General features: G+C 52.6%; 29 protein-coding genes and 1 pseudogene. 21 read left to right on the forward strand and 9 right to left on the reverse strand.

Features of this window, described 5'->3' with window-relative positions:
- The 3 genes from OCU43_RS00875 to OCU43_RS00885 all read left to right on the forward strand — a co-directional run bounded on the left by OCU43_RS00875 (position 1) and on the right by OCU43_RS00885 (position 2,269).
- Positions 1-759 (forward strand): ABC transporter substrate-binding protein, encoded by a 759-nt coding sequence (locus tag OCU43_RS00875; RefSeq protein WP_091354605.1) that lies wholly within the window; start codon positions 1-3, stop codon positions 757-759.
- A 68-nt stretch (positions 760-827) separates the two neighbouring features.
- On the forward strand, positions 828-1,520 hold the full coding sequence (locus tag OCU43_RS00880) for an ABC transporter permease (protein ID WP_091354608.1): 693 nt from the start codon (positions 828-830) through the stop codon (positions 1,518-1,520).
- Positions 1,517-2,269 (forward strand): ABC transporter permease, encoded by a 753-nt coding sequence (locus tag OCU43_RS00885; RefSeq protein WP_091354609.1) that lies wholly within the window; start codon positions 1,517-1,519, stop codon positions 2,267-2,269. The genes OCU43_RS00880 and OCU43_RS00885 overlap by 4 nt, the downstream gene beginning before the upstream one ends.
- A gap of 21 nt (positions 2,270-2,290) precedes the next feature.
- Here the strand turns inward: OCU43_RS00885 and OCU43_RS00890 are convergent, their stop codons facing one another.
- Positions 2,291-3,154: an SDR family oxidoreductase gene (locus OCU43_RS00890; protein ID WP_091354612.1), complete on the reverse strand. Its 864-nt coding sequence runs from the start codon at positions 3,152-3,154 to the stop codon at positions 2,291-2,293.
- Between the two features lie 53 nt (positions 3,155-3,207).
- Between OCU43_RS00890 and OCU43_RS00895 the strand changes: the two genes are divergently transcribed.
- The 4 genes from OCU43_RS00895 to OCU43_RS00910 are packed head-to-tail and all read left to right on the forward strand — an operon-like array spanning position 3,208 to position 7,773.
- Positions 3,208-4,116 (forward strand): hydrogen peroxide-inducible genes activator, encoded by a 909-nt coding sequence (locus OCU43_RS00895; protein ID WP_091354614.1) that lies wholly within the window; start codon positions 3,208-3,210, stop codon positions 4,114-4,116.
- A 1-nt stretch (position 4,117) separates the two neighbouring features.
- Complete coding sequence (recG, locus tag OCU43_RS00900; RefSeq protein ID WP_091354616.1) at positions 4,118-6,199, forward strand: ATP-dependent DNA helicase RecG; 2,082 nt, start codon at positions 4,118-4,120, stop codon at positions 6,197-6,199.
- Between the two features lie 60 nt (positions 6,200-6,259).
- Complete coding sequence (locus OCU43_RS00905) at positions 6,260-7,228, forward strand: M14 family metallopeptidase (RefSeq protein ID WP_091354620.1); 969 nt, start codon at positions 6,260-6,262, stop codon at positions 7,226-7,228.
- Positions 7,229-7,260: 32 nt separating this feature from the next.
- A complete protein-coding gene (locus OCU43_RS00910; RefSeq protein WP_091354622.1) occupies positions 7,261-7,773 on the forward strand; it encodes a DUF501 domain-containing protein in 513 nt (170 codons plus the stop codon).
- 54 nt (positions 7,774-7,827) lie between these two features.
- Here OCU43_RS00910 and OCU43_RS00915 read toward each other — a convergent pair whose 3' ends face one another.
- Both OCU43_RS00915 and coaD read right to left on the reverse strand, forming a co-directional pair.
- Positions 7,828-8,076, reverse strand: coding sequence for a YfhL family 4Fe-4S dicluster ferredoxin (locus tag OCU43_RS00915; RefSeq protein ID WP_091354625.1), 249 nt, complete (start codon positions 8,074-8,076; stop codon positions 7,828-7,830).
- A gap of 40 nt (positions 8,077-8,116) precedes the next feature.
- Positions 8,117-8,596 carry a pantetheine-phosphate adenylyltransferase gene (gene coaD / locus OCU43_RS00920; RefSeq protein ID WP_091354627.1) on the reverse strand — a complete coding sequence of 160 codons (480 nt, stop codon included), beginning with the start codon at positions 8,594-8,596 and terminating at the stop codon, positions 8,117-8,119.
- Between the two features lie 186 nt (positions 8,597-8,782).
- Between coaD and OCU43_RS00925 the strand changes: the two genes are divergently transcribed.
- The 3 genes from OCU43_RS00925 (at position 8,783) to OCU43_RS00935 (ending at position 11,150) form a co-directional block, all read left to right on the forward strand.
- Positions 8,783-10,045, forward strand: coding sequence for a M48 family metallopeptidase (locus OCU43_RS00925; protein ID WP_091354629.1), 1,263 nt, complete (start codon positions 8,783-8,785; stop codon positions 10,043-10,045).
- A gap of 263 nt (positions 10,046-10,308) precedes the next feature.
- Entirely contained in the window at positions 10,309-10,743 is a 435-nt protein-coding gene (locus OCU43_RS00930) for a Panacea domain-containing protein (RefSeq protein WP_091354632.1), read from the forward strand.
- Positions 10,743-11,150 carry a hypothetical protein gene (locus OCU43_RS00935; protein ID WP_091354635.1) on the forward strand — a complete coding sequence of 136 codons (408 nt, stop codon included), beginning with the start codon at positions 10,743-10,745 and terminating at the stop codon, positions 11,148-11,150. Before OCU43_RS00930 ends, OCU43_RS00935 begins: the two co-directional genes overlap by 1 nt.
- Positions 11,151-11,208: 58 nt before the next feature.
- Here the strand turns inward: OCU43_RS00935 and OCU43_RS00940 are convergent, their stop codons facing one another.
- The 3 genes from OCU43_RS00940 to OCU43_RS00950 all read right to left on the reverse strand — a co-directional run bounded on the left by OCU43_RS00940 (position 11,209) and on the right by OCU43_RS00950 (position 14,716).
- Positions 11,209-12,366 carry a Shedu immune nuclease family protein gene (locus OCU43_RS00940; RefSeq protein ID WP_091354638.1) on the reverse strand — a complete coding sequence of 386 codons (1,158 nt, stop codon included), beginning with the start codon at positions 12,364-12,366 and terminating at the stop codon, positions 11,209-11,211.
- A gap of 469 nt (positions 12,367-12,835) precedes the next feature.
- Complete coding sequence (gene rsmD, locus OCU43_RS00945; protein ID WP_091354642.1) at positions 12,836-13,444, reverse strand: 16S rRNA (guanine(966)-N(2))-methyltransferase RsmD; 609 nt, start codon at positions 13,442-13,444, stop codon at positions 12,836-12,838.
- Positions 13,445-13,480: 36 nt separating this feature from the next.
- Entirely contained in the window at positions 13,481-14,716 is a 1,236-nt protein-coding gene (locus OCU43_RS00950) for a peptidase M16 family protein (RefSeq protein ID WP_091354645.1), read from the reverse strand.
- Positions 14,717-14,880: 164 nt separating this feature from the next.
- Between OCU43_RS00950 and ftsY the strand changes: the two genes are divergently transcribed.
- The 8 genes from ftsY to trmB all read left to right on the forward strand — a co-directional run bounded on the left by ftsY (position 14,881) and on the right by trmB (position 21,479).
- Complete coding sequence (gene ftsY / locus OCU43_RS00955) at positions 14,881-16,176, forward strand: signal recognition particle-docking protein FtsY (RefSeq protein ID WP_175483440.1); 1,296 nt, start codon at positions 14,881-14,883, stop codon at positions 16,174-16,176.
- Between the two features lie 77 nt (positions 16,177-16,253).
- Entirely contained in the window at positions 16,254-16,916 is a 663-nt protein-coding gene (ftsE, locus tag OCU43_RS00960) for a cell division ATP-binding protein FtsE (protein WP_091354648.1), read from the forward strand.
- Positions 16,906-17,925 carry a permease-like cell division protein FtsX gene (gene ftsX / locus OCU43_RS00965; RefSeq protein WP_091354651.1) on the forward strand — a complete coding sequence of 340 codons (1,020 nt, stop codon included), beginning with the start codon at positions 16,906-16,908 and terminating at the stop codon, positions 17,923-17,925. Before ftsE ends, ftsX begins: the two co-directional genes overlap by 11 nt.
- A gap of 284 nt (positions 17,926-18,209) precedes the next feature.
- Positions 18,210-19,067 carry an RNA polymerase sigma factor RpoH gene (rpoH, locus tag OCU43_RS00970; protein ID WP_091354653.1) on the forward strand — a complete coding sequence of 286 codons (858 nt, stop codon included), beginning with the start codon at positions 18,210-18,212 and terminating at the stop codon, positions 19,065-19,067.
- A 121-nt stretch (positions 19,068-19,188) separates the two neighbouring features.
- Complete coding sequence (locus tag OCU43_RS00975; protein ID WP_091354656.1) at positions 19,189-19,569, forward strand: DUF423 domain-containing protein; 381 nt, start codon at positions 19,189-19,191, stop codon at positions 19,567-19,569.
- 16 nt (positions 19,570-19,585) lie between these two features.
- Positions 19,586-19,786 carry a sulfur carrier protein ThiS gene (thiS, locus tag OCU43_RS00980; protein WP_091354657.1) on the forward strand — a complete coding sequence of 67 codons (201 nt, stop codon included), beginning with the start codon at positions 19,586-19,588 and terminating at the stop codon, positions 19,784-19,786.
- A 61-nt stretch (positions 19,787-19,847) separates the two neighbouring features.
- Positions 19,848-20,645 (forward strand): thiazole synthase, encoded by a 798-nt coding sequence (locus OCU43_RS00985; protein WP_091354660.1) that lies wholly within the window; start codon positions 19,848-19,850, stop codon positions 20,643-20,645.
- Positions 20,646-20,750: 105 nt separating this feature from the next.
- Complete coding sequence (gene trmB / locus OCU43_RS00990; RefSeq protein ID WP_091354662.1) at positions 20,751-21,479, forward strand: tRNA (guanosine(46)-N7)-methyltransferase TrmB; 729 nt, start codon at positions 20,751-20,753, stop codon at positions 21,477-21,479.
- A 41-nt stretch (positions 21,480-21,520) separates the two neighbouring features.
- Here the strand turns inward: trmB and OCU43_RS00995 are convergent, their stop codons facing one another.
- Positions 21,521-22,417, reverse strand: a complete 897-nt coding sequence (locus tag OCU43_RS00995; RefSeq protein ID WP_091354664.1) for a hydrogen peroxide-inducible genes activator — start codon at positions 22,415-22,417, stop codon at positions 21,521-21,523.
- A 149-nt stretch (positions 22,418-22,566) separates the two neighbouring features.
- Between OCU43_RS00995 and ahpC the strand changes: the two genes are divergently transcribed.
- The 3 genes from ahpC to OCU43_RS01010 all read left to right on the forward strand — a co-directional run bounded on the left by ahpC (position 22,567) and on the right by OCU43_RS01010 (position 25,163).
- The gene (gene ahpC, locus OCU43_RS01000; protein ID WP_091354667.1) at positions 22,567-23,130 is read left to right on the forward strand and encodes an alkyl hydroperoxide reductase subunit C; all 564 of its coding nucleotides are present in this window, start codon (positions 22,567-22,569) and stop codon (positions 23,128-23,130) included.
- Positions 23,131-23,222: 92 nt separating this feature from the next.
- Complete coding sequence (gene ahpF / locus OCU43_RS01005; protein WP_091354671.1) at positions 23,223-24,836, forward strand: alkyl hydroperoxide reductase subunit F; 1,614 nt, start codon at positions 23,223-23,225, stop codon at positions 24,834-24,836.
- Between the two features lie 153 nt (positions 24,837-24,989).
- On the forward strand, positions 24,990-25,163 hold the full coding sequence (locus OCU43_RS01010; protein ID WP_175483441.1) for a hypothetical protein: 174 nt from the start codon (positions 24,990-24,992) through the stop codon (positions 25,161-25,163).
- Positions 25,164-25,369: 206 nt separating this feature from the next.
- Here OCU43_RS01010 and OCU43_RS01015 read toward each other — a convergent pair whose 3' ends face one another.
- Positions 25,370-25,729 (reverse strand): hypothetical protein, encoded by a 360-nt coding sequence (locus OCU43_RS01015; RefSeq protein WP_091354673.1) that lies wholly within the window; start codon positions 25,727-25,729, stop codon positions 25,370-25,372.
- A 136-nt stretch (positions 25,730-25,865) separates the two neighbouring features.
- Positions 25,866-26,045: pseudogene (locus OCU43_RS01020) on the reverse strand (IS3 family transposase); the annotation flags it as partial.
- Positions 26,046-26,058: the final 13 nt, after the last annotated feature.

Below are 26,058 nucleotides of genomic sequence, written 5' to 3' on the forward strand. Positions count from 1 at the left end.
ATGAATATACCTAAAGCGTTTGCCACAGCCGCTCTGATTGCCGCCAGCCTGCTGACCGCTCAGCTGGCAACTGCCGGTGATAAGATCCGTATCGCCACAGAGGGGGCATACTCACCGTTTAATATGGTGGATTCCAATGGTGAGCTGATCGGCTTTGATGTCGACATTGCCAAAGCGCTCTGTGCACAGATGCAGGCTGACTGCGAGATTGTTGCGCAGGACTGGGACGGCATTATTCCGGGTCTGCGGGCACGTAAATATGATGCGATTATTGCATCGATGTCGATTACCGAGGAACGTATGCGGGTGGTCGATTTTTCTGAGAAGTACTACTCCAATGTTCTGGCGTTTGTGACTCCGCAGGGGAGTGATCTCGAGGTCACTAAAGAGGGCCTTAAAGGTAAAACGGTAGGGGCTCAGCGGGCCACCATTGCCGGCCAGTATCTGGAAGATAATCTCGGTGATGTGGTTAATGTGAAGCTCTATGACACCCAGGACAACGCCTATCTGGACCTGTCCACCGGACGTCTGGATGCCCTGCTGTCAGATAAGTTCCCCGCCTATGACTGGTTGCGTTCCGATGATGGTAAAGGTTTTGCCTTCAACGGGGATGATATCGATATCAATGATGAGATCGGTATCGCCGTGCGCAAGGGTGACCCACTGAAAGACAAGTTCAGCGCCGCGATTAAGGCGATTGTTGCCGACGGTACCTACGCCAAGATCAACGAGAAGTACTTCCCGTTTTCGATCTATTAATGGCCTGTCAGGCAACTGTTTCTGTAACCGGGGCCGGCGCTGACCGGCCCGTTTTTTAGGCGAACTTCATGGACTTGCAAGGCTTTGGCCATCTGCTGCTCTCCGGTACCTGGATCACCATCCAGCTGGCGCTGTCCAGCTTACTGGTAGGGCTGGTGCTGGGTTTGACGGGGGCGGCGGCTAAGCTGTCTAAAAACCGTATTGCCCGTTGGCTGGCCACCGGTTATACCACGCTGGTGCGGGGACTGCCGGAGCTATTGCTGGTATTAACGATCTATTTTGGTGGCTCCCAGCTGTTGATGTGGATCGCGGGTGGCTTTGGTTATACCGAATATATCGAGATAGGGCCATTTGTGGCCGGGGTTGCAGCGCTGTCGATCGCCTTTGGTGCCTATGCCACCGAGGTGTTCCGGATGGCGATGATGGAGATTCCCAAAGGCCAGTGGGAATCGGGTTTAGCCTGTGGCATGAGTACCCCTCGGACCTTTTTCCGGATTATCCTGCCGCAGGTCTGGCGTCTGGCGATCCCCGGACTGGGCAATCTGTTTCAGGTGCTGCTCAAGGATACCGCGCTGGTGTCAGTGGTGGGTCTGAACGATATCATGCGCCAGTCTCAGGTAGCTATCAGCTCCACCAAGGAACCGTTTACCTTCTTTATGGTCGCCGCGTTTATCTATCTGTTACTGACGGCCGCCACCACCGGATTTACCATGTTTATGGAGCGGCTTGCTAATCCGGCAGCCAGGGGGAACCGCGGATGACCTGGGAATGGGATGTTATCTGGAAATATTTTCCCCGCTTGCTGGAGGGTGCCTGGCTGACGATGGAGCTGGTGCTGATCTCCGGCCTGATCGGTATTGCTTTGGCGATACCGCTGTCATTAATGCGGGCATCAACGCGTCCCTGGGTTAAGGCGCTGCCGTTTGCCTATATCTATTTTTTCCGTGGTACACCACTGCTGGTGCAGATCTTTCTGGTGTATTACGGTGCCTCGCAGTTTGAAGCGGTGCGTGAGTCGGTTTTCTGGCCGATGCTCAGGCAACCCTACTGGTGTGCCATTATCGCCTTCAGCCTGAACACGGCTGCCTACAGTGCCGAGCTGTTTCGCAGCGCTATTCAGGCGATCCCTACCGGCGAGATAGAAGCCGCAGAAGCGATGGGGATGAGTAAAACGATCCAGATCCGACGGATCATCCTGCCCAGGGCCTTTGGTATCGCGCTGCCAGCCTATGGCAATGAGGTGATTCTGATGCTCAAGGGCAGTGCCCTGGCCAGCACCATCACCCTGCTTGATCTGACCGGCATGGCACGCACGATTATCGCCCGCACCTATACTCCGCTGGAGATGTTTCTCGCTGCCGGGGTGGTCTATCTGGCGATCAGTGCGCTGATTATTGCGCTGTTCCGCTTTATGGAGTATCGCTTTAACCGCTACCAGTACTATCACCACAGCGATACGCCTGCCGACCTCGACCCGCAGCTGCGGGACCCCCATATCGATCTGAAGTAACCTGAAGGCCGGTGCAGCGGGTCAGTTCAGAAAATCCGCGATCAGTTGTGGATAACCGGCCCGGTAGTCGGGGTATCTGAAGCGGTAGCCACTCTGTTGCAACAGGGTATTGCGGCAGCGTTTACTGCCAATAGTACGGCGTGCTGACCTCTCGGTGATAGTAACCCCCAGTTGTTGCGCCAGCCAGTCACTGACCTCATGTAGTGGTGCCGGCCGGTTATCGCTGGCCAGATAGACCGGCCTGAGCGGTTGTTGCCGGGATAGCTGCCAGAGGTGTTGCAGCACCCCGACGCAATCGTCCCGGTGGATCCGGTTGCTGTAGCGCGGGGGCTCTGCGGGGTAACCGATACCACGGCTGACCTGACTCAGCATGTAGTTGCGGCCGGGACCATAGATGCCGCTGAAACGAACAACCGATGCGGGAATGCCGCTGTTCAGGGCGACCTGTTCTGCTTCCAGCATAATTCTGCCGGAGAAATTATCCGGTTCGGTGGCGCTGTTCTCATCCACCCATTCATCATTCTGCTGATGGTAGACCGCAGTACTGGAGATAAAAAACAGCTGGCGGGGATGGATGCCCTGCTGCTGTAACGCCTCAAGCAGGTTGCGCAGACCGGTGCTGTATGCCTGGCGGTAGACCGATTCATCCCGCGCTCCGGCGGCCACCACATAGAAAACCGTGTCCAGCTGTTGCGGCAGGTTAATAAGCGTGTCAGGCTGACCCAGGTCAGCCGCAATTCCTTGGATACCCGGGGGCAGCTGGTTTATATTACGTCGCAGGCCAAATACCTGACACCCTGCGGTTATCAGGTTCAGCCCCAACTGGCTGCCCACATCACCGCAGCCGGCAATCAGGACCTGATGCCTGTTTAACTTATGCTTCAAAGTGCTTATCCTGTTTCAGGTTGAGTCGGTATCATAACAAAGGAAAGCCCCGCATGACTCTTACTGAGTTACGTTACATTGTTACCCTGGCGCAGGAACAACATTTCGGCCGCGCTGCCGAGCGCTGTTTTGTCAGCCAGCCAACCCTGAGTATCGCGGTTAAAAAGCTCGAGGATGAGCTGGGTACTGCACTGTTTGAACGCAGTAAACATGCGGTCCGGGTCACCCCGGTGGGGCAGAAAGTTGTGCGTCAGGCGCAGACCGTGCTGGAACAGGCTGAGTCGATCAAGGATCTGGCTCAGGAGGGTAAAGATCAGCTGGCCAGCCCGCTGCGGGTTGGCGCGATCTATACCATTGGCCCCTACCTGTTTCCCCAGTTGGTACCCGAGCTGCAGAAGCGGGCACCGAAAATGCCGCTCTACATCGAAGAGAATTTCACCGAAAATCTGCGCCCCAAGATTCGCAATGGCGAGCTGGACGCGATCATTGTGGCGCTGCCGTTCGATGAGCCGGATATCCTTACCCGGCCGCTCTACGATGAACCCTTTATGATGCTGCTGCCCAGGGACCATCCGCTGGCAGGAAAAGAGCAGATCGATAGTCAGACCCTGCATGAGCAGGACCTGCTACTGCTGGGCGAGGGCCACTGCTTCCGCGATCAGGTGCTGGAAGCCTGCCCGACCCTCTCCAGTCACGCCTCTGATAAGCATACCATTACTGAGGGCAGCTCACTTGAGACGATCCGCATGATGGTCGCCTCAGGCCTGGGCGCCAGTGTGGTCCCCAGATCGGCTACGGGTGGTTATTATCAGTCAGACATGGTGGTTACCAAGCCGTTTAAAGCTCCTCCTCCGGTGCGCACCGTGGGGCTTGCCTGGCGTGCCAGTTTCCCCCGCCCCCAGGCGATCGATCTGCTGATTGAGTCGCTTAACAGCTGTCCGGTTGCGGATCATCACAGCTGATATGAACGAGCGTTCCCTCGCGCAACTCCCGGTCACTGAGCTGAAAGGGGTCGGGGCTGCATTGCAGCAGAAGCTGGAAAAACTGGATATTTACACCCTCCAGGATCTGCTGTTCCATCTGCCCCTGCGTTATCAGGATCGTACCCGGATTATGCCGATCGGAGGTCTGCGTCCCGGTGACGAGGGAGTGATTGAAGGTGAGGTGAAAGCGGCTGATATCGCGATGGGGCGGCGCCGCAGTCTGGTGTGCCGTTTGCAGGATGGCAGTGGCACGATCACCCTGCGCTTTTTTCATTTTTCGGCGGCACAGAAAAATAATCTCAAAACCGGCACCCGGATCCGCTGCTTCGGCGAGGTACGCACCGGTGCCAGCGGTCTGGAGATCTATCACCCTGAATATCGGCGGGTAGATGACACCGTGATCACACCGGTTGAAGCGTCGCTGACACCGATCTATCCCACTACCGAAGGGCTCAATCAGGCCCGCCTGAGAACGCTGACCGATGGCGCACTGGAATATCTGGCGAACGGCTCGCTGACGGAACTGATTCCGGAACACCTGCGCCAGCAGTGGCGTCTGCCGCCGCTGAATGATGCGGTTAATTACCTGCACCGTCCGCCGGTGGATGCGGATCAGGCGCAGCTGCTTGACGGTTATCACCCGGCGCAGCGTCGGCTGGCCTTTGAGGAACTGCTGGCGCACCACCTGTCGCTGCTGAAACTGCGTCAGCGTGCACGCCAGTCAGGGGCGCCGACACTGGTGGCGGATGGCCGCTACCGCCAGCGCTTTGTGCAACAGTTACCGTTCCCGCTGACCGGCGCTCAGCAACGGGTCAGTGAAGAGATCGCCGCCGATCTGTCACAGCCCTACCCGATGCTGCGGCTGGTGCAGGGCGACGTCGGTTCCGGTAAAACCGTAGTCGCAGCCCTGGCCGCACTGCAGGCGGTGGAAGGGGGTTATCAGGCGGCGGTGATGGCGCCCACCGAGATTCTGGCGGAGCAGCACTTTATCAGCTTCAGCAGCTGGCTGGAGCCGCTAGGGCTTAACGTTGCCTGGCTGGCGGGTAAACTGAAAGGTAAAAAACGTCAGGCTCAGCTGGAGGTCATCGAGGATGGTTCGGCACAGGTGGTGGTGGGTACCCATGCGCTGTTTCAGGATGAGGTCAGGTTTGCCAACCTCGGTCTGGTGGTGGTTGACGAGCAGCATCGCTTCGGAGTGCATCAGCGACTGGCATTGCGGGAGAAGGGGCGCACCGATCATCGTGCTCCCCATCAGTTGATTATGACCGCTACGCCGATCCCCCGTACCCTGACTATGAGTGCGTATGCTGATCTGGACTGCTCTGTCATCGACGAACTGCCGCCGGGACGCACGCCGGTCAGCACGGTAGTGATCTCTGATCAGCGCCGTCCCGAAGTGGTGCAAAGGGTTAGCGATGCCTGTGGTCAGGGGCGGCAGGTTTACTGGGTCTGCACCCTGATTGAAGAGTCTGAAGCGTTGCAGTGTCAGGCGGCTGAGGTGACCGCAGAGGAGCTGCGCGAGGCGTTGCCGGAGCTGCGTATAGGTCTGATTCACGGGCGCATGAAACCTGCTGAAAAAGCCGGAATTATGGCCAGTTATAAAGCGGCTGAGCTGGATCTGCTGGTGGCGACAACGGTAATTGAGGTGGGGGTGGATGTGCCCAACGCCTCGGTGATGATTATTGAAAACCCGGAACGGCTGGGGCTGGCGCAGTTGCATCAGTTGCGGGGACGTGTGGGGCGGGGATCGGTCGAGAGTTTTTGTCTGCTGATGTATCATGCTCCTTTGTCGCAACAGGGGCGTGAACGGCTGGCGGTGATGCGCGAAACCACCGATGGTTTCCGGATTGCCGAAAAAGACCTCGAGCTGAGAGGCCCGGGCGAGGTGCTGGGCACCCGTCAGACCGGTATGATGTCGTTTAAGGTTGCCGACCTGCAGCGGGATGCGGATCTGCTGACCCGGGTGAAACAGGTTGCCGGTCAGCTTGCCGCTGACCCGCAACTCAGCGATGCCATTATTCAGCGCTGGCTGGGGCGTGATGAGCAATACGCGGCAGTATAACCCCGGTTCCCCCGATATTGACTGACAAACCCCGTTAACACTTTATTGAAAGAGTTCTATATGTCTGTTCCACCTTGCCGGTTCTCGATCGCGGCATCAGATGCGCCTGTTGAGTTGTTACCCCGGGATCTGAGTCCCTGGCAACAGGGTAACTGCGGCGTTGATTACGTACACCGACTGGATTCCGGGCAGCCAGGGCCGGAACTGGTGATTCAGGCGCTCACCCATGGTAATGAGATCTGTGGTGCCAATGCCCTGCTGTGGCTGCTGGAAAACGGTATCCGGCCCCTCAGAGGGGCGCTGACGCTGATTTTTGCCAATGTTGACGCTTACAAAACATTCGATCCTCAGCGTCCGTTTGCCAGCCGCTGTCTCGATGAGGATATGAACCGGGTCTGGCTGCCTGCCCGGCTGACCTGTCCCGATAGTCATGAAGCCCGTCGTGCGGTTGCGCTACTACCTTTTGTGGAAAATGCCGACAGCCTGCTGGATCTGCACTCCACCACCTTTGCTGTCGCGCCGATGCTGATCTATCCACAAAAAGGCTGCAACCGCAGCTTTGCCGACCGGCTTGATTTTCCTTTTCCGCATCTGCTCTATGATCTGGGCAGCTATCATGCCGGGATTCTGATCTCAGAACATGAGCGTCATAGCTCGGGTGGCGTATCGCTGGTGGCGGAGTGTGGTCAGCACTTTGCCAGATCAACCAGTCAGCAGGCACTGGCGATAACCCTGCGTTTCATCGCCCTGCATGGCATGCTGGACGGATCCGTTCAGTTGCCGGACTGGGGATATCAGCCCGATAGCAGCGCAGGGCATTACCGTATTGACCGGGTGTTGCAAGCAAACAGTGACCAGTTTCGCTTTGCTGAGCCTGTTAAAGGTTTCGAGCAATACAGTAAAGGCGAACTGATCGCGACCGATGATCAGGAACTGATTGCCGCGCCATTCGATAACTGCACCCTGATCATGCCCGCCAGGGTGCCGGTGGCCGGTGAAGAGGTGGTTACCCTTGCTGAACGCTTATAACATTCTGAGCAGAACCTGGACCAGGAGCATCAATGGCCGTATCTGAACAACAACTTGAGCTGATCGAACGGCAGTTGGGGCGTAAACCCCGTGGGCTGGTGGCGATCGCCTGGCAAAACCAACAGGGAATCCCCGCAGTATTACAGATGCGCTCTCTGGTGGATGATCAGCCTTTTCCCACACTGTACTGGTTGAGCTCGAAAGATCTCTATCAGGCGATTGCTGAGATTGAAACCGGTGGCGAGGTGAAGCGGATCGAACAGCAGATCGAAACCGATGATGAGCTGCGCTGTGCGCATCTGGCCGATCAGCAGCGCTATGTGGATCTGCGCTGGCAGCTGATGGCAGAGGAGGACCGGCAACGTATAGCCACACTGGGATTCAGCGATCTGTTCGACCATTACGGCATCGGCGGAATTCGCCACTGGGAGAAAGTGCGCTGTCTGCATATGCAGTATGCCTTCCATCTGGCCGCGGGGGGCACGGCAATAGGCCGGTTACTGGATAACCGCTATGGTCTGGATAAACTGCAACTGACGCAGTAGATTCAGGCAATAAAAAAGCAGGCCAGGGCCTGCTTTTCTGAACTATGTAAGCGCTTACTTACCGGTCAGCTTCTGGTATTTCTCCATCAGCTGCTCTTCACTCTCAACATGGTCCGGATCCTTAGGGATACAGTCTACCGGACACACTTCAACACACTGAGGCGTGTCATAATGACCAACACACTCTGTGCATTTTGAAGGGTTGATCTCATAGATCTCATCACCGGGAGCAATCGCCTCGTTAGGGCATTCCGGCTCACATACGTCACAGTTAATGCATTCATCTGTGATAATTAATGCCATTGTGGCTACCTCACTGACTCGTAATTACAATTACTAAAAATTAGCGTCTGAAATGATCTTTCAGTACCTGATTGACTGAAGGATGCACAAATTGTTCTACATCACCGCCCAGACTCGCAATTTCACGTATCAGAGTCGATGAAATAAAGGACAGATGTTCTGCTGGCGTCAGAAAGATGCTCTCAGTCTTCGGTGCCAGCTTGCGGTTCATGTTGGCGAGCTGAAACTCATACTCAAAGTCAGACACAGCACGCAAGCCACGCAGGATAATATTAGCCTGATGCCGTTTAACCAGCTCCGCCAGCAAACAATCAAAGCCAACAACTTCGATATTATCCAGATGCGATGTTACCGTTTCTACCAGTCTGACCCGTTCTTCCAGCCGCAGCAAGGGTTCTTTATTGGGGCTGGATGCTATGGCAACAACGACCTTATCGAACAGCTTTGAAGCGCGTTCAACCAGATCAGCGTGGCCATTCGTTATAGGGTCAAAAGTACCCGGGTATACTGCAATGTTCATTATGAGTTCACGTTACTCTGCTTGAATGAATATTAGCAAATCCGCAAGTGCGCGATATTAGCTGAATTGCAAGGCTATCACAAATACAATAATGGAATGTATTGATCTTTGGTGGTTATAAGAAGAATTTTTTTAATAATGTTATAGAATATCGCTATTGAGAATGGATGAAACAAAGGTGAGCGGATGAAAATAAATCAACACCTGGCCCAACTGCTGATTGCAGTCTGTGTGGCTCTGCTGAGTGGTTGTCAGACCCTGCAAAATATCGATAAAGGCCTCTACGATGTCGCTGAATCGATCACGGAAACCGACCGGGTTACCGGACAGCGAACCCTCAGTACGGCGGACCGCAGTGCACAGATACGTCAGGGGAATGCAGCGGTTGAACAGTTGCTGGCCGATGAAAAAAAGGCGGGGCGCAGGATAAACGCGGCGCTGGACAGCCGGCAGTATCAGCGACTGGTGCGTATTTTTGACCGCATCCATCAGGTGAGTCATCTGAGTCAGGAGCGCTGGCAGCCGATACTGATCGATCGGGATTCATTTAATGCTTTCACCACCGGGGGAACCTATATTGTGGTTCACCGTGGACTGATGCAGCAGCTTAATGATGATGAAGTGGCAGCGGTTGTTGGCCATGAGATCGCGCATACCGTCGCCAACCACGCCGGTGAACGGCAAACGACGCAGCAGATCAGCACCCTGGCATCCAGCGCCGCCCGAAAGCAGGGATATCAGGCTGCCTATACGCACGAGCTGGAACGGGAAGCGGACCGTATCGGTGTGCTTTATGCGGCACTGGCCGGTTTTGACCCCTATGCTGCCACCGGCATCTGGCAACGACAGTATCAGCAGCAGGGAAACGCCCGCAGCCTGTTTGCCCATGACCACCCGGTGAATGCTGAGCGCGCTGCCGAAACCCGGGCCCTGGCCGACCGGGTGAAACAGTACTACCAGCCCGGCAGAATAAACCCCAACGCGGCACAACTGCGCGACAACAACAGCCTGTGGCAGAAACACCAGAATCGCGATCAGGAACTGGCTGGCGAAGGCGGCGGTGTTACCGCGATTCTGTCCACCGCCCTGGGCGCGTATGTGGATCATCAACAGGCGAAGCGGGAGGCTGTGAGGCAGTCTCAGTATGCCCAGTTTGTCAAAGCGGTGGAAAGCTATATGAAACTGGAACAGCAGCGCCGTGCGACGGATAAAAGCTGGACCACCCGCTGGCGCTATTCCGGCAACCTGCCGCTGAAAGGGGTCATCATGGGCTTTCTCGCTCAGGACAGCACGGGCAAAATCCACCGCTATGTTGCCCATCAGCCCGGCATCGTCCGCCCGGGCCAGCGTTTCACCCTGACCTTCAAAACCAACGACGGCCTTACGCTGAAGCAGATAGAAGCGATGAAAGCCCGGTATTATGTCGATGACGCAATGCCGGCGAGGTAAAGCTTTTTTAAGTGGCTAGTGGTTAGAACGTCGCTTCGCGACTGCTAGTGGCTAGTCAGAGCCTCCGTTAGCGCGGAGGCTGTGGTTTAATGTTTCATTTGAATGAAGTGTATGGAAGGTCCAAGCCTACTCTGTAGGTACGAGCAATAGGAGTTTGCTTGTGATTTGGCTGTCTGCATATACAGTATTATGTGGATTTATACTAGTTTTGGTGCTAGATTGCTTCACCGTTGTTAAGCTATAACAGTATATAGGAGGACTTTATGGCAAATTTACAAGATGTTGCTCAGTACTTCCTTTACTTGGATGGCACCAATGAAGGGGATGGAATCTCAAATTTGAAACTGCAAAAGCTGGTCTATTATGCCCAAGGCTTTTATAGCGCAATATTTGATAAGCCTCTGTTTAATGAAGATATTTCAGCTTGGACTCATGGTCCGGTGGTTCCCGATTTATACCATCAGTACAAGCAGTGCGGTAGCAATCATATACCCCCAGTAAATGACTTTGACGCAAGCTCTTTGGAAAAGGATGAGCTTGAGCTTATTGAAGAAGTTTTTGAAGTTTTTGGCCAATACTCGGCATGGAAGTTACGAAACATGACTCATGAAGAGTCTCCGTGGCTTGATCATGAAGCTGACGCAGGTGTTATACCTAAAAAAGTCATAACCGAGTACTTCAAAACACGCATCAATTAATGGGCAGAATAAAAAAGCAAAAAACCAAGCAAGGAAGCTTGGTTAAATCTGTGGAACCCTCTAATTACGATCAGAAGCCGCCGATCTTCTCTCTAGAGAAGCTTCAGCCAGGAAAATATTGTCTCTCTGAGCTTGATCAAGAAAATAAGGCGATGTTTGCCGATGCTATTTTTCGCAGAAAGAACTTAACTTGGAATGATATTAAACGTGCCGACAGGCATGGGTTGGGTACTGAAAAAATTGCTAAGAATGCAATTAAAGCCCCTATTCCAAAGTTCATAACTGACGATATGGAAACTTACCTAGTCTTTAGATATCACGGCTTAAAGCCAATGGTTGGATATAGGCAACGAGACGTTTTTTATGTCTTGTGGTTTGATTCAGACTTCACGCTATATGATCACTAATATCGCTCTCTGCGGAAACAGGAGCGCAGTGTAAAAATTGTCGGACAGCAGCGCAATATTAGCTTTGGTTGTGCTGGACAATGAATTTTGCACGTTCATAAAGTTCATCGAATGTAATAATTTCAGGGTTAGATGTATTTTTACGAAGCAGCTCAAATGACCTCAGTTTGTCTTTGTTCACGCCTTGCTCCGATACAAATTCACCCATACTACCAATTACCAAATAGGATTTAGGTTGGTAATTATAAATTTCTTCGCCAGTTGGATTACCTTCACTATCACTGGGGTTAATTCTGCTAGATAGATTTTCTACTGCGGAGGCTACAGTACCTTGGACTTGCGCGATGGCACCAGCCAATTCTTTTGACGGCGCCCAGCAGCCAGATCGATAAGGCTTAGCCTCTAGTAGAGCAGTCGTGTGAGTCTTAATTTCAACAAAGCATAGATTGGAAATAATACCTTTTGTTTTCATAAGCGCATCAACACGCTTACCATGCGAATCTACACTATGCCCTTGGACTACTTGTTCTAACTTTCTATCATCGAGGCTGGACAAGAATATGTAACCTAGCCCATAACCAAATACCCAAGGGTTCTTTTCAAAGTACTTTTGCCATAAAGCTTCATTTGAACATTTCTTTCTATTCTTTAAACCGTCGAAGTAGCTTTCGTCATTCAGAAGATTGCAATAGACACTTAACTGCTTCTTTCGGAAGCCTACCGCAACAAGGTCTTCTGTTGTTACTTCGGATTTTAGTGCTTCAGCAAACAGCGCCTGATTTTCAGTAAGAAAAGCTTTTGCCTGATGAGTGGTTAAAGCTATTTTCCGAAGTTCCTCATCAGTAATGTTTACTTTGGCTCTGTTCTTGAAATCTACAGACTGAATATTTGCTAGAAATTCACAGAACCGACCTATTTCTTCACCTACAAATGAAAATCCAGACCCATAAGGATGTCCTGTTTCTGATACAAACTTTTGGACAGATAAGACGAAGGTTTGCCTGGTGTCTTCTAAGAACTTCGCTGTTATATAAGTTTTTGCGTCTAGCTTCTTTCTTAAAACTACCTCGTCGCGCTCCTTTACATATTCATAGCCGTCTTCAGAGGGTAGAATTTTAGATGCGATACGAACTCTTCGCTCCTTGTCACCAAAGGCTTGGAGTGATGGACTTATATAGGTCTTGCCCGGCAAGGGGTTTTGGTAATCGTCATCCATAATTTCGATTTCTACTCCGCGAAGCTAACAATTTTTTATTCAGCCCCTACAAGCTTCAAGTTTTGCTACCTCGGAAGGTACATTTCTTTCTAGGGGCGGGTAAAAGGTGTATCGCAGCAGCTGTAATATCAGGAATGTTTGGTTAAATATTCCAAGGCAAGGGCTGCCAGAGAGGAAAAAAGGATCAATGGTATTCATCCTGAATATCCGTCTGGACTGTCTTGAACGCCTGGCCGGGCTTCACAGACCAATCAAAATTACAGACTACGATACGGGTACTTCAGTTACCCACCAGATTTAACTATATCTCAGTAGTCCTGACGATTGCTACAAGCGCTTTTTCCGAGCAAGGAAACGCAGTTTCCGTCGAGCCACGAGCAACGGCTCTTTTGGAAAGCTGTTTTTCTGTGCTTTTTCTAGCAAGGAAACGAAGTTTCCGTCTAGCTACTAGCAGCCGCGTAGCGGCGATCTAGCTCCTTTTGTAAAGTCGATAGGTAACCTGTCCGGCGGTTTTTTCCCGATACAGTTGCCAGTTATCCGGCACCCTAGGGTCAGTGAGTTCTTTTTCGGTTTCCAGGTAGATCATGGCGTTGTCTGTCAGCATGCTTTTCTGTTCCAGCAACAGGCAGCACTGTTCGGCCAGGTCTTTGCGGAAGGGCGGGTCGATAAACACTACATCGAACTGAACTTCGAGATCGCTGCTACGTTTTTCCAGCCAGTCGAGCGCAGAACCGGTGATCAGTTCGGCATACTGGGTTTTCAGGTCCTGTATGTTTTGTCGCAGCTGCCGGATTACCGTTGACGAGTTGTCGATCATGGTGACATGGGTGGCGCCGCGGGAGAGGGCTTCGAAGCCCAGTGCACCGCTGCCGCTGAACAGGTCAAGACAGCGTCCGCCGGGGATATACAGGGCCAGCCAGTTGAACAGGGTTTCCCTGACCCGGTCGGGGGTGGGTCTGAGGCCTTCAATTTCAGGGAAGTTCAGCTTTCGGCCACGCCACTCACCGCCAATAATGCGTAGCTGTTGGTTTCCTGAACTGATTTTCTGCGAGCTTCGCTCTGGGCGGCGTCTGGCCATGTTTATTCCTTACTGTACTGTCGAACCCGGTATTGGTCAGTATGCCGGCAGGGTTATCTGATAGCGGCCCGGGTTGTTGAGAAAACTGCTGATTGTTTGCCGAACCTGGCTGTTGCTGGTTTGCCTGAGTCGGGTGTCGAAGCTGTTCAGGTAGTCAGTGGGTAATTGATAGAAGGCGATGGTATCCAGCATCCCCAACTGACTGTCTGTCTGTTCCATCAGCGTATCGAAGTTTGTTTGCAGCGTGGTGCGGGCCTTATCGATCAGTTCATCGCTGAGTTGCGCCTGCAATGACTCCAGCAGCGCTGTCAGATCGGTATCGGCTTTGATCCCCGGCCCCTGCAGAATCATAGCGAGATAGCCCTGCTTGTCCAGTGATTTCCAGATTAGTCGTGAAGTTGCCTGGTGTTGCTGCAACAACTGTTGCAGGGTTCTCACCGCCAGCAGTTCAGAGAGGAAATCCTGCTGCTGTCGTCCGGGCAGGGCGATTCCCCACAGTTTGTAGGTTTGATTACTGACCGGCTCCAGCTGAACCGGCGTTGGCGTAAGGGGTGTCGGTGTAAGACTGGGAGTAATATTGCTTTCCTTTAATAACGGCGCCAGGGTTTCGGCTAATGCCGCGACATCAGGCCCTTGCAGGGTCAGGGTCATCGCTCCCGCCGAGGTGCTGCTGCGGTAAAAGTCGGCAAAGCGTTGCAGCGGGTGCACGGACAGCGGACCGTTAAGCAGGTTTCTGAAGCGATTGAGCAGGCGGCTTTCAGGATCTTTCAGGTTGAGATACTGTTCCGCTTCCAGTCGCTCCCAGCGTTTTTCAAGATCGTCGCCGGGCTGATAATTGCTGAGTTGCTGTAACAGCGTAGTGGTCATCTCTGCTATTGCTGCGTGCTCCCCGCTGCGGTCTGCTGGCAGGGTTACGGCGATGGTTATGCGATCATCTGATGCTTCAGAGGCTAATTTTGCCCCGAGTTGGCTAAACGGCGGCTGTGTGGCTAACCCTGCCAGTTGCTGCTGCAGCTGTTGCAGTAACAGTTGTTGCAGAAGTTGCTGATCGCCATTGATCGCGGCGCCGGTGCGCAGGAGAAATCTCAGCTGGAGGTAGGGGGCTTTATCCTGACTAACGTAGTAGACCGGACTCTCAGCCAGCTTCTGTATACTGATGAAATCCCTGGATCGGTTCTGGCCCGCCGTCAGCAGTACGATCGCAATTGCAACGATCCAGACAATGACCTTCAGGTAGGTTCGGTTGAATAGTGGGGATTTTGCTTCCGGCATCGGTTGTTCCTGGTCATTTTCTGGCCTGTTTTCAGTGCCCCAGCCGGTCTTTACTATGGTAAGATAGGCGGCCTAAATGAAACATACAGGACGACTCGCAGTTGGAACAGGGACTACCCTGTTTTTTTGCATCTTCAGCGCCTGACATCGGACAGTAATCAAGCATGTTTAAGAAGCTTAAATCAATTTTCAGTTCTGAGAAAGATGATACTCAGAAAGCCCTTCCTGAGGAAGACGGTGTACAGACTGCGGTCACTGAGCAGCCGCTGGCTGACTCTTCTGATCTCACTGATGAGGCGGTTGAAGAGACCGTTCAGGAGCAGGCCGCAGATGCGGTTGTGGTAGCGCCGGAGCCTGCAGACGAACAACCTGATACACCCGTTCAGCAGGAAACGGCCGCTGAGCCGACAACGGCTGAAGCGGAGTCTGTCAGTGACGCTGAATCAGAGCCTGATATTGTGTCCGGGGCCGTGGATGAGTTGCCAGCGGTTGTTGAGTCTGAAGCGGTTGCTGAGTCTGAGGTGAAGCCTGAACCAGAACAGAAAACCGGTTTCTTTGGCCGCATTAAAGCGGGCCTGAGCCGTACCAAAGCAAACCTGACCGAAGGGTTGGGTGATCTGTTTCTGGGGGCCAAGCAGATCGATGATGAGCTGCTGGAAGAGATTGAAACCCAGTTGCTGCTGGCCGATGTGGGGGTTGAGGCGACTACGGAGATCATCGGTAAACTGACCGAGCGGGTGAAACGGAAACAACTGGCGGATGCCGACGCCCTCTATACCGCACTGAAAGATGAGCTGGCATCTCTGCTGGAAAGCGTCGAAAAACCGATCGATTTCAGCCAGAGTAAAGGCCCGTTTGTGCTACTGATGGTGGGGGTAAACGGAGTGGGTAAAACCACCACGATCGGTAAACTGGCAAAAAAATATCAGGCGGATGGCAAGTCGGTGATGCTGGCTGCGGGGGATACCTTCAGGGCCGCCGCAGTTGAACAGCTGCAGGTGTGGGGTGAACGCAATAACGTACCGGTGGTGGCGCAGCATACCGGTGCTGATTCTGCCTCGGTCCTGTATGACGCATTGCAGTCGGCACAGGCGAAAAATATCGATGTGCTGATTGCCGATACCGCGGGTCGCTTGCAGAACAAAGATAACCTGATGCAGGAGCTTGAAAAGGTGGTTCGGGTGATGAAGAAACTCGATCCCGAAGCGCCCCATGAGGTGATGCTGGTGCTGGATGCCGGCACCGGACAGAATGCGATGAGTCAGGCCAAACTGTTTAAAGAAGCGGTGGGTGTCAGCGGTATCAGTCTGACCAAGCTGGACGGCACGGCAAAAGGCGGTATTATCTTTGCCATCGCTAAGCAACTGGACCTGCCGATCCGTTATATTGGCGTCGGTGAAAAGGTGGATGATCTGCGACCCTTTAAAGCAAAAGAGTTTGTAACCGCTCTGTTTGACTGAGGTTGACGGATCTCCTGAAGGTCGGTTGAAAAACCGCTAAGCATAAGATTTCGAGCTCTCTCTAAGGTAATCAGCCTGTGATCAGTTTCGACAATGTAACCAAGCGCTATCCCAATGGCTATGATGCCCTCAGTCAGGTGAGTTTCAGTCTTGATAAGGGTGAGATGGCGTTTCTGACCGGCCACTCAGGGGCCGGCAAAAGTACCTTGCTGAAGCTGTTGATGCTGATGGAGCGTCCCTCGAATGGTCGTGTACTGGTGGGTGATCAGGATCTGGCCAGTCTGGCTAATAGCCAGATCCCCTATCATCGTCGCCGGGTTGGCGTGGTGTTCCAGAATCACCAGCTGCTGTTTGACCGCTCAGTGTTTGATAACATCGTTCTGCCGCTGCGAATCTGTGGCTTTGACCCTGCAGATGCTGCCCGCCGGGCGCGTGCCGCGCTGGATAAGGTGGGTTTGCTGAGTAAAGAGAAGCTCAATCCGGTGGTGCTCTCCGGTGGTGAACAACAACGGGTCGGTATCGCCCGGGCGATTGTACACAAGCCCCAGTTTCTGCTGGCGGATGAGCCGACCGGAAATCTTGACCCTAAGCTTTCAGAAGAGGTGATGCGGTTGTTTCAGCAGTTTAACCAGGTAGGTACCACGGTGCTGATTGCCAGCCACGATCTGGGGCTGATCGCACGGATGCCCCATCGGGTGATAACCCTTAATCAGGGCAGGTTGGTCAGCGATGGAAAATAATCTGCGCCGCAAAGGGGCTGTCCGCGTCGAACCCAATACTAAACGGGATGCCAGGGTTCACCGGGGCGCCGAGCACCATCGTCTGAATGTGGCCGATCGCAGTCGTAGCTATCTGCGTCACCATGCAGAGGTGGCGCGGCAATCCTATTTTTCGCTGCTGGCGCAGCCGCTGACAACCTTTATGACGCTGGCGGTGCTGGCGATCGCCCTGGCATTGCCCGGTGCTCTGTATACCGGGCTGAAAAACATTCAGCAACTGGGAAGTGGCTGGGATGGTGATCCCCGGGTCGCTCTGTATCTGAAACAGAGTGTGACGGAGGCCGAAGCGGAGACTCTCAGTCGCGAGTTGCTGCTGCGTGATGATGTCGCTGCCACGGAGCTGATTACCGCTACCCAGGGGATGCTGGAGTTTAAGTCGATGTCCGGTTTCGGTGATGTGTTTAACTTTCTTGATACTAACCCGCTGCCAGCGGTGGTGATGGTGATGCCCCGGGATCTGTCGGTGGCGTCAGTGCCGCTGCTTCAGACTAAGCTACAGGCATTACCGCAGGTGGATGAAGCGGTGGTGGATATGGCGTGGGTACAGCGGCTGGCGGCCTTTGTGGTGTTGGCTGAACGGGCGGTCTGGGTGCTGGCGGCGCTGTTTGTGATGGCGGTATTGCTGGTGGTGGGCAATACGATCCGGCTTTCCATCGAGAGCCGGCGGGAAGAGATTGTGATCGCCAAGCTGGTGGGAGCCACCGATGCTTATGTCCGTCGTCCCTTCCTCTATGATGGTGTCTGGTTTGGTGTTGCCGGCGGCGTGTTTGCCTGGTTTCTGATTCAGCTCAGCCTGCTGCTGCTGAATGGCCCGGTCGGGCAGTTAGTGTCACTCTACGATAGTCAGTTCGAACTGGCGGGGCTGGGATTTATTGAAACAATCCTGTTACTTCTGATCAGTATACTGTTGGGGTTGTGTGGTGCCTGGCTGGCAGTCGGGCGACATTTGCGACAGATCCAGCCACAGTAATTATGCGTATACCGGTTGCGGTGAATGCTACGGTATAAGACCCAACGGGTCGTTAGCTGTAAGCTTCGAATTGTAAATATAGGTAAAGAGGCTAAACAGTCAGACTTGCCATCTGCTAATGTTGCCGTTATCTTAGTCGGTCCGCTAAACTGGTTATCGAAGGGTAATAGCGTTAATTGTTACCCGGTGCGGGCTTTATATAGCCGGAACTAATCTGGCAGAAGAGTGTCATAGCTGTAACTTATATCGACACCCTTGAAATGAATAAGTAATGAGGTTGAGAAATGGGCAAAAGCCTACGGGTCATTGAAGTATTATCTCCGGGTCAGAATCTGGAGGCGTATATACGTCAGGTGACTGCGATTCCTGTTCTCACGGTAGAAGAGGAGCGCGGACTGGCTGAACGTCTGTATTTCGAGAACGATCTTGAAGCGGCGCGTCAGTTGGTACTCTCTCATATGCGATTTGTGGTCCATGTGGCTAAATCCTACTCCGGTTATGGCCTGTCCCAGGCTGACCTGATTCAGGAAGGCAATGTTGGACTGATGAAAGCCGTTAAGCGGTTTGACCCCACCATGGGGGTTCGTCTGGTCTCCTTTGCGGTGCACTGGATCAAGGCGGAGATGCATGAGTTTATTCTGCGTAACTGGCGCATTGTAAAGGTGGCGACCACCAAAGCGCAGCGTAAGCTGTTCTTTAACCTGCGCAGCAAGAAGAAAAACCTGGGTTGGCTGACCAACGATGAAGTAACCGCGATGGCCGGCGATCTGGGGGTTGATGAGCAGGTAGTGCGGGAGATGGAAGGCCGCATGAGCAGCACCGATATGGCTTTTGATGCGCCGGTGGGTGACGATGATGAGCGTGCTTATCAGTCTCCTGCTTACTTCCTCGAAGACCACAGTCAGGATCCTGCCAGCCAGTTGGAAGATTCTAACTGGGAAGCTGATTCCAATCAGCGTCTGAGCGAAGCGATGGAGCAGCTGGATGAGCGTAGCCGCGATATTCTGGTACAGCGCTGGCTGGGTGAAGAGAAAGCTACCCTGCACGAACTGGCCGCCCGCTATGAAGTGTCTGCCGAGCGGATTCGTCAGTTGGAAAAAAATGCCATGAAAAAAATTAAAACAGCGATGCTGGAAGCCTGATCACTCAGGATTCTGGTGTTGCCGGTTATCAAGCCGCCCTCTGCTGAGCGCGGCTTTTTTATTGCTTATCGCCACCGTTAAGCTTTGTTAGAATAGCCACCTCAATGTTCCGGAAGCTGTTATGTCTGCCCGTTTTGTCATTCTATGCACCGCGCTGAGCGGTTTTATCACCGTTGCCCTGGGAGCCTTTGCCTCGCATATGCTCAGAACACAGCTGAGCGAGCGGTTATATGAAGTGTTGCAAACCGGTATTCAGTATCAGATGTTTCATACCATGGCACTGTTTGGTGTTGGTGTGCTGATGCTGCGTCAGTCCGAACGGGGCCTGCGTCAGACCGCCGTACTGTTTATGGCAGGCATCGTGTTTTTCAGCGGCAGCCTTTATGTACTGGCGCTCTCGGGTCAGCACTGGCTGGGGGCGATAACCCCGGTGGGCGGTGTGCTGTTTCTGGCGGGCTGGTTAAATCTTGGCCGGGTCGCTATCCGGCAGTTAAGTGAATAAAAATGGATCAATCTCAATGCTGATACAGGTAAATGGTGACACTCTGGAGGTTCAGGAAAACACCTCTGTGGCGGGTCTGATCGACACGATGCAACTGGGTGAGCGTCGTGTTGCAGTCGAACTGAACCTGGAGATCGTGCCCCGCAGCCGGCATGCTGAAACCCTGCTGCAGGAAGGCGACCGGGTAGAAGTGGTGCATGCGATTGGTGGCGGCTGACCGGGTCCGACCGTGATGTGTATCTGAGCGAATATTACAGAATTTAACTGGGTAGAGAATAATGTCTGAACAACTGAACGATCCTTTGATTATTGCCGGCCGCAGCTTTCAGTCCCGTCTGCTGATTGGTACCGGAAAATACCGTGACCTGGAAGAGACCCGGCTGGCGATTGAAGCCAGTGGTGCCGAGATTGTCACCGTGGCGGTACGTCGCACCAATATCGGTCAGAATCCGGATGAGCCCAACCTGCTGGATGTGATCTCCCCGGATAAATACACTATTTTGCCGAATACCGCGGGCTGCTTTAATGCCGAAGATGCGGTGCGCACCTGTATGCTGGCCCGTGAACTGATGGACGGGCATGATCTGGTGAAGCTGGAAGTGCTGGGCGATCAGAAAACCCTCTATCCGAACGTAGTGCAAACCATCAAAGCCGCCGATGTGCTGGTGCGGGATGGTTTCAAAGTGATGGTTTATACCAGTGATGATCCGATTGTTGCCAAAGAACTGGAAGCTATCGGCTGTGTTTCTATCATGCCGCTGGGCTCTATGATCGGTTCCGGCCTGGGTATTCTGAATCCACACAACATCAATGTGATTATGGAAGACTGCAAAGTGCCGGTGCTGGTGGATGCCGGTGTTGGTACCGCTTCAGAAGCGGCAGTAGCGATGGAGATGGGCTGTGAAGCCGTGCTGATGAACTCCGCTATTGCCGGTGCCCGCAACCCGATTCTGATGGCTTCGGCGATGCGCAAGGCGGTTGAAGCGGGTCGAGAAGCGTTTCTGGCCGGCCGGATGCCACGGAAGAAATATGCCAGCGCCTCCTCGCCGATGGAAGGCACTATTGTCGGTAAATAATTGATTTAACGATGAGATCGCCGCAAGGCGGTCTCATCAGATGAAAGATTTCAGCAGCCTGATCCGTTGATCAGGCTGCTTTGTTTTAAGTGAGAAGCCAGACCGATGTCAGAAGAGAACAAAACTGAACAGCAGACCCCGGAGCAGTCGACCGGAGAAAAGTATATGCGCACCGTGAAAAGCTTTGTGCTGCGCGCCGGACGGATGACCGAAGGTCAGCAAAAGGCGATGGAGACTCAGTGGCCGCTGATGGGGCTGGAGCCGGATAGCGGCATGCTGGATCTGGCACAGGTGTTCGGCCGGGAAGCCCCGGTGGTGCTGGAGATCGGTTTTGGCATGGGTGATTCGCTGATCGAGATGGCTAAAGCTCAGCCGGAGAACAACTATATCGGTATCGAGGTACATCGCCCGGGTGTTGGCCGCCTGCTGAGTAACGCTGAAAAAGAGGGCCTGACCAATATCCGGGTGTTCTGTCACGACGCAATCGAGGTGCTGGCCAACTGTATCCCCGATGGCAGTCTGAGCACACTGCAACTGTTCTTCCCCGATCCCTGGCATAAGAAAAAGCACCATAAGCGACGCATTGTTCAGCCCGAATTTGCTGAGACCATCCGTAAGAAGCTCAAAGTCGGCGGTGTATTTCATATGGCCACCGACTGGGAAAACTACGCCGAGCATATGATGGAGGTGATGAGTGCGGCACCGGGCTATCGCAACGTTGCCGGTGAAAGCCAGTATTCACCTCAGCCAGAGTGGCGCCCGGTAACCAAGTTCCAGAAGCGGGGCGAACGTCTCGGTCATGGTGTCTGGGACCTGATGTTTGAGCGGATCTAAGGCCGCTGACAGCACTATAGAGTAGCGGAACAGGGCAAGTCTCAACTATCCTCCAGCGCCTTTTTGCATAACGCCATAAGCGCGTCGATGCTGTTCATACGGGTGTAGTTTGGCCGTATGACAAAAACGATCCGGCGGTGTGGCCCCGGTTCCTGCAGATGGATGGCGCTGAGGGACTGATTCTGTTGTGTCAGTTGCTTAAGCGCCATCTGTGGAATCAGGGTTGTGCCGATTCTGCCTTTCACCATCTGTATCAGAGTGTTCAGGCTGGTAGCACCAAAACCATGGTTGGCGGTTTGTGTCGGCAGTTTACACGCGGTGAGAGCGTGATCTTTAAGACAGTGCCCCTCCTTTAGCAGCATCAGATGGCTCTGCGCCAGTTCATTACTGCTAATCTCCTGCTGATCGGTATATTTATCGCCTTTCAGCGCAACCCAGTAGAAATCCTCCTGCCAGAACTCCAGGGTTAACAAACCATCGCACGGGAACGGCATGGCTAAAATAGCGGTATCGATCTCGCCCCGTCTGACCATATCAACCAGCACATGGGACTGTTCCTCGACAATATTCAGCTGGGCGTGAGGGTATTGTGTGCTCAGTAGCGGAAAGACCTCCGGTAGTAAGAACGGCGCAATAGTTGGTATCACCCCGACCGTGATCGGGTAGCTCAGTGGCTGCTGTTGATTCTCTGCAATGGTTTGCAGCTCATTCACCTGAACCATGATGCTGCGTGCCCGCTGCAACACATCCGCGCCCTGCGGGGTCACTAATACTTTCTTGTTGTCCCGCTCAAATATCTGCACACCTAACTGTTTTTCCAGCTCATTCAGCGCAGTGCTCAGCGCTGACTGACTGATATGACAATTTTCTGCGGCTTTCTTGAAGTGCAGTGTTTTCTCTACCGCCAGGGCATAGAGCAGTTGTTTGGTTGAGATCATGGTTGCTTTATCTTCATTAAACGGTTTGTAGTTCTAAATAATAGATCATAAAGATATATTTATTCAATTTTATCTATCAGTGGCTGGCTCATATACTGGGTTCATCTTTTCAACAACCACAAACACTTAAACAGATACCGGAGGCCACCATGGCACTTATCAACACACAGATTAAACCATTCACCGCCAGTGCATTCAAAAAGGGTGAATTTATCGATGTTTCAGAACAGGACCTGCAGGGTAAATGGTCAGTGTTCTTCTTCTACCCAGCTGACTTCACCTTTGTCTGCCCTACCGAACTGGGTGACCTGGCGGATCATTACGCGGAGTTTGAAGCCCGGGGTGTAGAGATCTACTCAGTCTCTACCGATACACACTTCACTCACAAAGCGTGGCACGAATCGTCCGATACTATCGGCAAGATTCAATACACCATGATTGGCGACCCAACCGGTACCCTCACCCGTAATTTTGAGGTGATGCGTGAAGGTCAGGGCCTGGCCGACCGGGGTACCTTTATCGTCGACCCAGAGGGGATCATTCAGGCGATGGAGATCACTGCAGAAGGGATTGGCCGCGATGCCACTGACGTACTGCGCAAGATTAAAGCGGCTCAGTATGTTGCTTCCCACCCGGGTGAAGTGTGCCCGGCAGCCTGGAAAGAGGGTGAGGCTACATTAGCGCCGTCACTTGATCTGGTTGGCAAAATATAACAACCGGTCAGACCGGTTATCCGCAACGCACCGGCTCGGTCGAACCTGAGCCGGTGCAGCGCAGAGATTAATAGGAAACAGGAGTGACCATCGTGTTAACCACAGAAATTTTACAAACAGTTAAAGGTTATACCGCGTTAATGAAAAAGCCGGTGACTTTTGTTCTGCAGACCGGTGCTCACAGCAAACGTCCGGAACTGGTGAGTTTTCTCTCCGATCTGGCGGGTGTGAGCGATAATCTCAGCCTGGAAGAGGCAGACCTGCCGGAGACTTTAAGAAGTCCGGTCAGTTTTCTGTTAAAGGCGGATGGCGAGGACACCGGTATCCGCTTCTCAGGCATTCCGGCGGGCCATGAGTTTAACTCACTGATTCTGGCGATTCTGCACGCTTCGGGAACCGATCTGAAGCTGGATGACAGTATCAGACAGACCATCAGCAGCATTCAGGAAACCCTCCAGTTTGAGGTGTTCATCAGCCTTAGCTGCCACAACTGTCCGGATGTGGTTCAGGCCCTGAATCAGTTTGCCCTGCTGAATCCAAATATCTCTGCGGAGATGATCGACGGTGGGCTCTATCCGGAGATTATTGCCGAGCGGGACATTCAGGGCGTTCCCAGTGTTTACCTGAATGGCGAGCTGTTCGCCAATGGTAAAGTGGATGCGGCGCAACTGATAGAGAAACTGTTACAGCGGGGAGCTTCTCAGGGGCAACCGGCAACGCAGGTGCAAACGCTGCCACTGCAGGATGTCACCGTAATCGGTGGTGGACCTGCCGGGGTCAGTGCGGCGATCTACAGTGCCCGTAAAGGTTTGAAAGTAACATTGATTGCGGATCGTATTGGTGGTCAGGTGAAAGACACCATGGATATTGAAAACCTGATCTCCGTGACCAAAACCACTGGTCCTCAGCTCTCAAACGCCTTGCAAGCACATATGGATGAGTATGATATCAACATCAAAGAGTACCTGAAGGTCACCGATATTAAGCAGGGTGATATTAAAACCGTCTCGCTGAGTTCGGGCGAGCAGATACAGACCAAAGTAATCATCGTGGCCACCGGTGCTAAATGGCGTGAGCTGGGCGTCCCCGGTGAAAAAGAGAATATCGGTAATGGTGTGGCTTACTGCCCTCACTGCGATGGCCCCTTCTTCAAGGGTAAGGATGTGGCGGTTATCGGTGGCGGAAACTCCGGTATCGAAGCAGCTCTCGACCTGTCGGGTATCGTCAACAGCGTCACCGTATTCGAGTTTATGCCAGAGCTGAGAGCCGATAAGGTACTGTTGGAAAAAGCCTACGCTAAAGCCAACATCGAGATACTGAAAAACGTTGCCACCAAAGAGATTGAGGCCACCAACGGTAAAGTCTCAGCGATCAGCTATGTGGATCGGGTGAGCGAGGCCGAGCAGCGCTTAGCACTTGATGGTGTTTTCGTGCAGATCGGCCTGGTACCCAACAGTCAGTTCCTCGACGGGCTGCTTGAGTTGAGCAGAGCAGGTGAAATCATCATTGATGAAAAGTGCCACACCTCAGAAGCGGGAATCTATGCCTGTGGCGATGTCACAACGGTGCCTTACAAGCAGATCATCGTCTCAATGGGCGAGGGCGCTAAAGCATCATTGTCAGCGTTTGAGTTCCTGCTGGCAGAAGGCGAGCAGCTTGACCGGGCCTACGCAGCGCAGAATGAGCAGACAACCTCTGTCGCATAAGCGGATAGACGACTTAGAACCGCACTCTCCAACAACGTTTTAACCGGTCTGATCGGCCGGTTAAAACGCTTTCTGACAAACACAATCTCACAGCACTTCTCGACCTGGACTTTATAGAATAAACAGGGACAGGCATTCTTAAAAGCAATTGTTATGCACCTGCCACCGATATTGAAAAGGCTCAAAATAGATCAGAAAGAATGGCTCAGCAACGTGACGCAATTTGAAATACTCTATCCCAAAAAATTCGCCACAAGCGGCGAGCAGTTCAAGCCGCCGGAGCATTTTAAACGCTCGGCTCAGGGGGTATCGGTCATCAGTTTATAACAGCTGAGGCGGAGAACTGGCTGAAAAACACGGTCGTCAGGGTCGTGTAGCCATCCGAACAGGTTTCTGGCTATCCCATCTCAGAAATAAAACTAAAACTCAAATTCAAAATGAATGGGAAGTGTCTTTTTAGAGGTGCTTGCCCCTGTCTTTTGAACTACTTATTGAAAATTCGTGGGGATACCGCAGTCCCTGCCCTCATTTATCTATCCATTTTGATCTCTCTTCCAAGTCTTAAAAATAGGGATCATTAGCTCAGGAACTACCTCGTATATAGTCTTATTAACGTCCGTCCTACAGGCAGCTTCCATGTTTTTAAAAAATATTTCCTTATCAAAATACTCAATAAATGAATTATTTTTTGTTATTAAATGACCAAATCCAGTAATATATCCAGCGACCCAAGAACGATATATTAAGCTTTGATTCCTGTTATTTTCCAAGGCATATATATAATCGTCGCATGATTTATAACCAACGCCGATAATGCCGAACAAATCTTCGTCTGAATGAGCAATAGCTGACTGCATTATAAAAAATAATACAAATAATCTTATAACTACCATCCTAATAGCCCCTCCTGGAACCTATCAATAGCATCCTCTGCTTTCATATAATTTCCTGTAGTTCTAATTTTCGGGATGAAATGATTTGTTACTGGCCCAATAGTAATGTGAGCTTCCCCCAAAATAACGGACTGATTTATTGAGAGACATGTTTCCTCTCATATTCTACCGGACTGATATAGCCCAGATACGAATGCCTGCGCTGTCGATTGTAAAAGACTTCAATGTACTCAAAAATACTTTGCTTGGCGACTGCTTTGGTCCGGTAATCTTCGTGATCAACCCATTCTGTTTTCAATGTACCAAAGAAGCTCTCCGATCAAGGGGTC

This window comes from Amphritea atlantica (assembly GCF_024347255.1).
GTDB classification, from domain to species: domain Bacteria; phylum Pseudomonadota; class Gammaproteobacteria; order Pseudomonadales; family Balneatricaceae; genus Amphritea; species Amphritea atlantica.

What these genes read in the sequence shown, in the direction of transcription:
- rsmD (WP_091354642.1), bottom strand. Translation starts at nt 13,444, where the DNA reads ATGGCCAGACGCCGCCCAGAGCGAAGCTCGCAGAAAATCAGTTCAGGA.
- ahpC (WP_091354667.1), top strand. Translation starts at nt 22,567, where the DNA reads ATGGCACTTATCAACACACAGATTAAACCATTCACCGCCAGTGCATTC.
- OCU43_RS00930 (WP_091354632.1), top strand. Translation starts at nt 10,309, where the DNA reads ATGGCAAATTTACAAGATGTTGCTCAGTACTTCCTTTACTTGGATGGC.
- thiS (WP_091354657.1), top strand. Translation starts at nt 19,586, where the DNA reads ATGCTGATACAGGTAAATGGTGACACTCTGGAGGTTCAGGAAAACACC.
- OCU43_RS00995 (WP_091354664.1), bottom strand. Translation starts at nt 22,417, where the DNA reads ATGATCTCAACCAAACAACTGCTCTATGCCCTGGCGGTAGAGAAAACA.
- OCU43_RS00935 (WP_091354635.1), top strand. Translation starts at nt 10,743, where the DNA reads ATGGGCAGAATAAAAAAGCAAAAAACCAAGCAAGGAAGCTTGGTTAAA.
- ftsX (WP_091354651.1), top strand. Translation starts at nt 16,906, where the DNA reads ATGGAAAATAATCTGCGCCGCAAAGGGGCTGTCCGCGTCGAACCCAAT.
- OCU43_RS00985 (WP_091354660.1), top strand. Translation starts at nt 19,848, where the DNA reads ATGTCTGAACAACTGAACGATCCTTTGATTATTGCCGGCCGCAGCTTT.
- rpoH (WP_091354653.1), top strand. Translation starts at nt 18,210, where the DNA reads ATGGGCAAAAGCCTACGGGTCATTGAAGTATTATCTCCGGGTCAGAAT.
- OCU43_RS00910 (WP_091354622.1), top strand. Translation starts at nt 7,261, where the DNA reads ATGGCCGTATCTGAACAACAACTTGAGCTGATCGAACGGCAGTTGGGG.
- OCU43_RS00915 (WP_091354625.1), bottom strand. Translation starts at nt 8,076, where the DNA reads ATGGCATTAATTATCACAGATGAATGCATTAACTGTGACGTATGTGAG.
- OCU43_RS00880 (WP_091354608.1), top strand. Translation starts at nt 828, where the DNA reads ATGGACTTGCAAGGCTTTGGCCATCTGCTGCTCTCCGGTACCTGGATC.
- recG (WP_091354616.1), top strand. Translation starts at nt 4,118, where the DNA reads ATGAACGAGCGTTCCCTCGCGCAACTCCCGGTCACTGAGCTGAAAGGG.
- OCU43_RS00905 (WP_091354620.1), top strand. Translation starts at nt 6,260, where the DNA reads ATGTCTGTTCCACCTTGCCGGTTCTCGATCGCGGCATCAGATGCGCCT.
- OCU43_RS00975 (WP_091354656.1), top strand. Translation starts at nt 19,189, where the DNA reads ATGTCTGCCCGTTTTGTCATTCTATGCACCGCGCTGAGCGGTTTTATC.
- OCU43_RS00925 (WP_091354629.1), top strand. Translation starts at nt 8,783, where the DNA reads ATGAAAATAAATCAACACCTGGCCCAACTGCTGATTGCAGTCTGTGTG.
- OCU43_RS01010 (WP_175483441.1), top strand. Translation starts at nt 24,990, where the DNA reads ATGCACCTGCCACCGATATTGAAAAGGCTCAAAATAGATCAGAAAGAA.
- OCU43_RS00895 (WP_091354614.1), top strand. Translation starts at nt 3,208, where the DNA reads ATGACTCTTACTGAGTTACGTTACATTGTTACCCTGGCGCAGGAACAA.
- OCU43_RS00875 (WP_091354605.1), top strand. Translation starts at nt 1, where the DNA reads ATGAATATACCTAAAGCGTTTGCCACAGCCGCTCTGATTGCCGCCAGC.
- OCU43_RS00940 (WP_091354638.1), bottom strand. Translation starts at nt 12,366, where the DNA reads ATGGATGACGATTACCAAAACCCCTTGCCGGGCAAGACCTATATAAGT.
- OCU43_RS00885 (WP_091354609.1), top strand. Translation starts at nt 1,517, where the DNA reads ATGACCTGGGAATGGGATGTTATCTGGAAATATTTTCCCCGCTTGCTG.
- OCU43_RS00950 (WP_091354645.1), bottom strand. Translation starts at nt 14,716, where the DNA reads ATGCCGGAAGCAAAATCCCCACTATTCAACCGAACCTACCTGAAGGTC.
- coaD (WP_091354627.1), bottom strand. Translation starts at nt 8,596, where the DNA reads ATGAACATTGCAGTATACCCGGGTACTTTTGACCCTATAACGAATGGC.
- trmB (WP_091354662.1), top strand. Translation starts at nt 20,751, where the DNA reads ATGTCAGAAGAGAACAAAACTGAACAGCAGACCCCGGAGCAGTCGACC.
- ftsY (WP_175483440.1), top strand. Translation starts at nt 14,881, where the DNA reads ATGTTTAAGAAGCTTAAATCAATTTTCAGTTCTGAGAAAGATGATACT.
- OCU43_RS01015 (WP_091354673.1), bottom strand. Translation starts at nt 25,729, where the DNA reads ATGGTAGTTATAAGATTATTTGTATTATTTTTTATAATGCAGTCAGCT.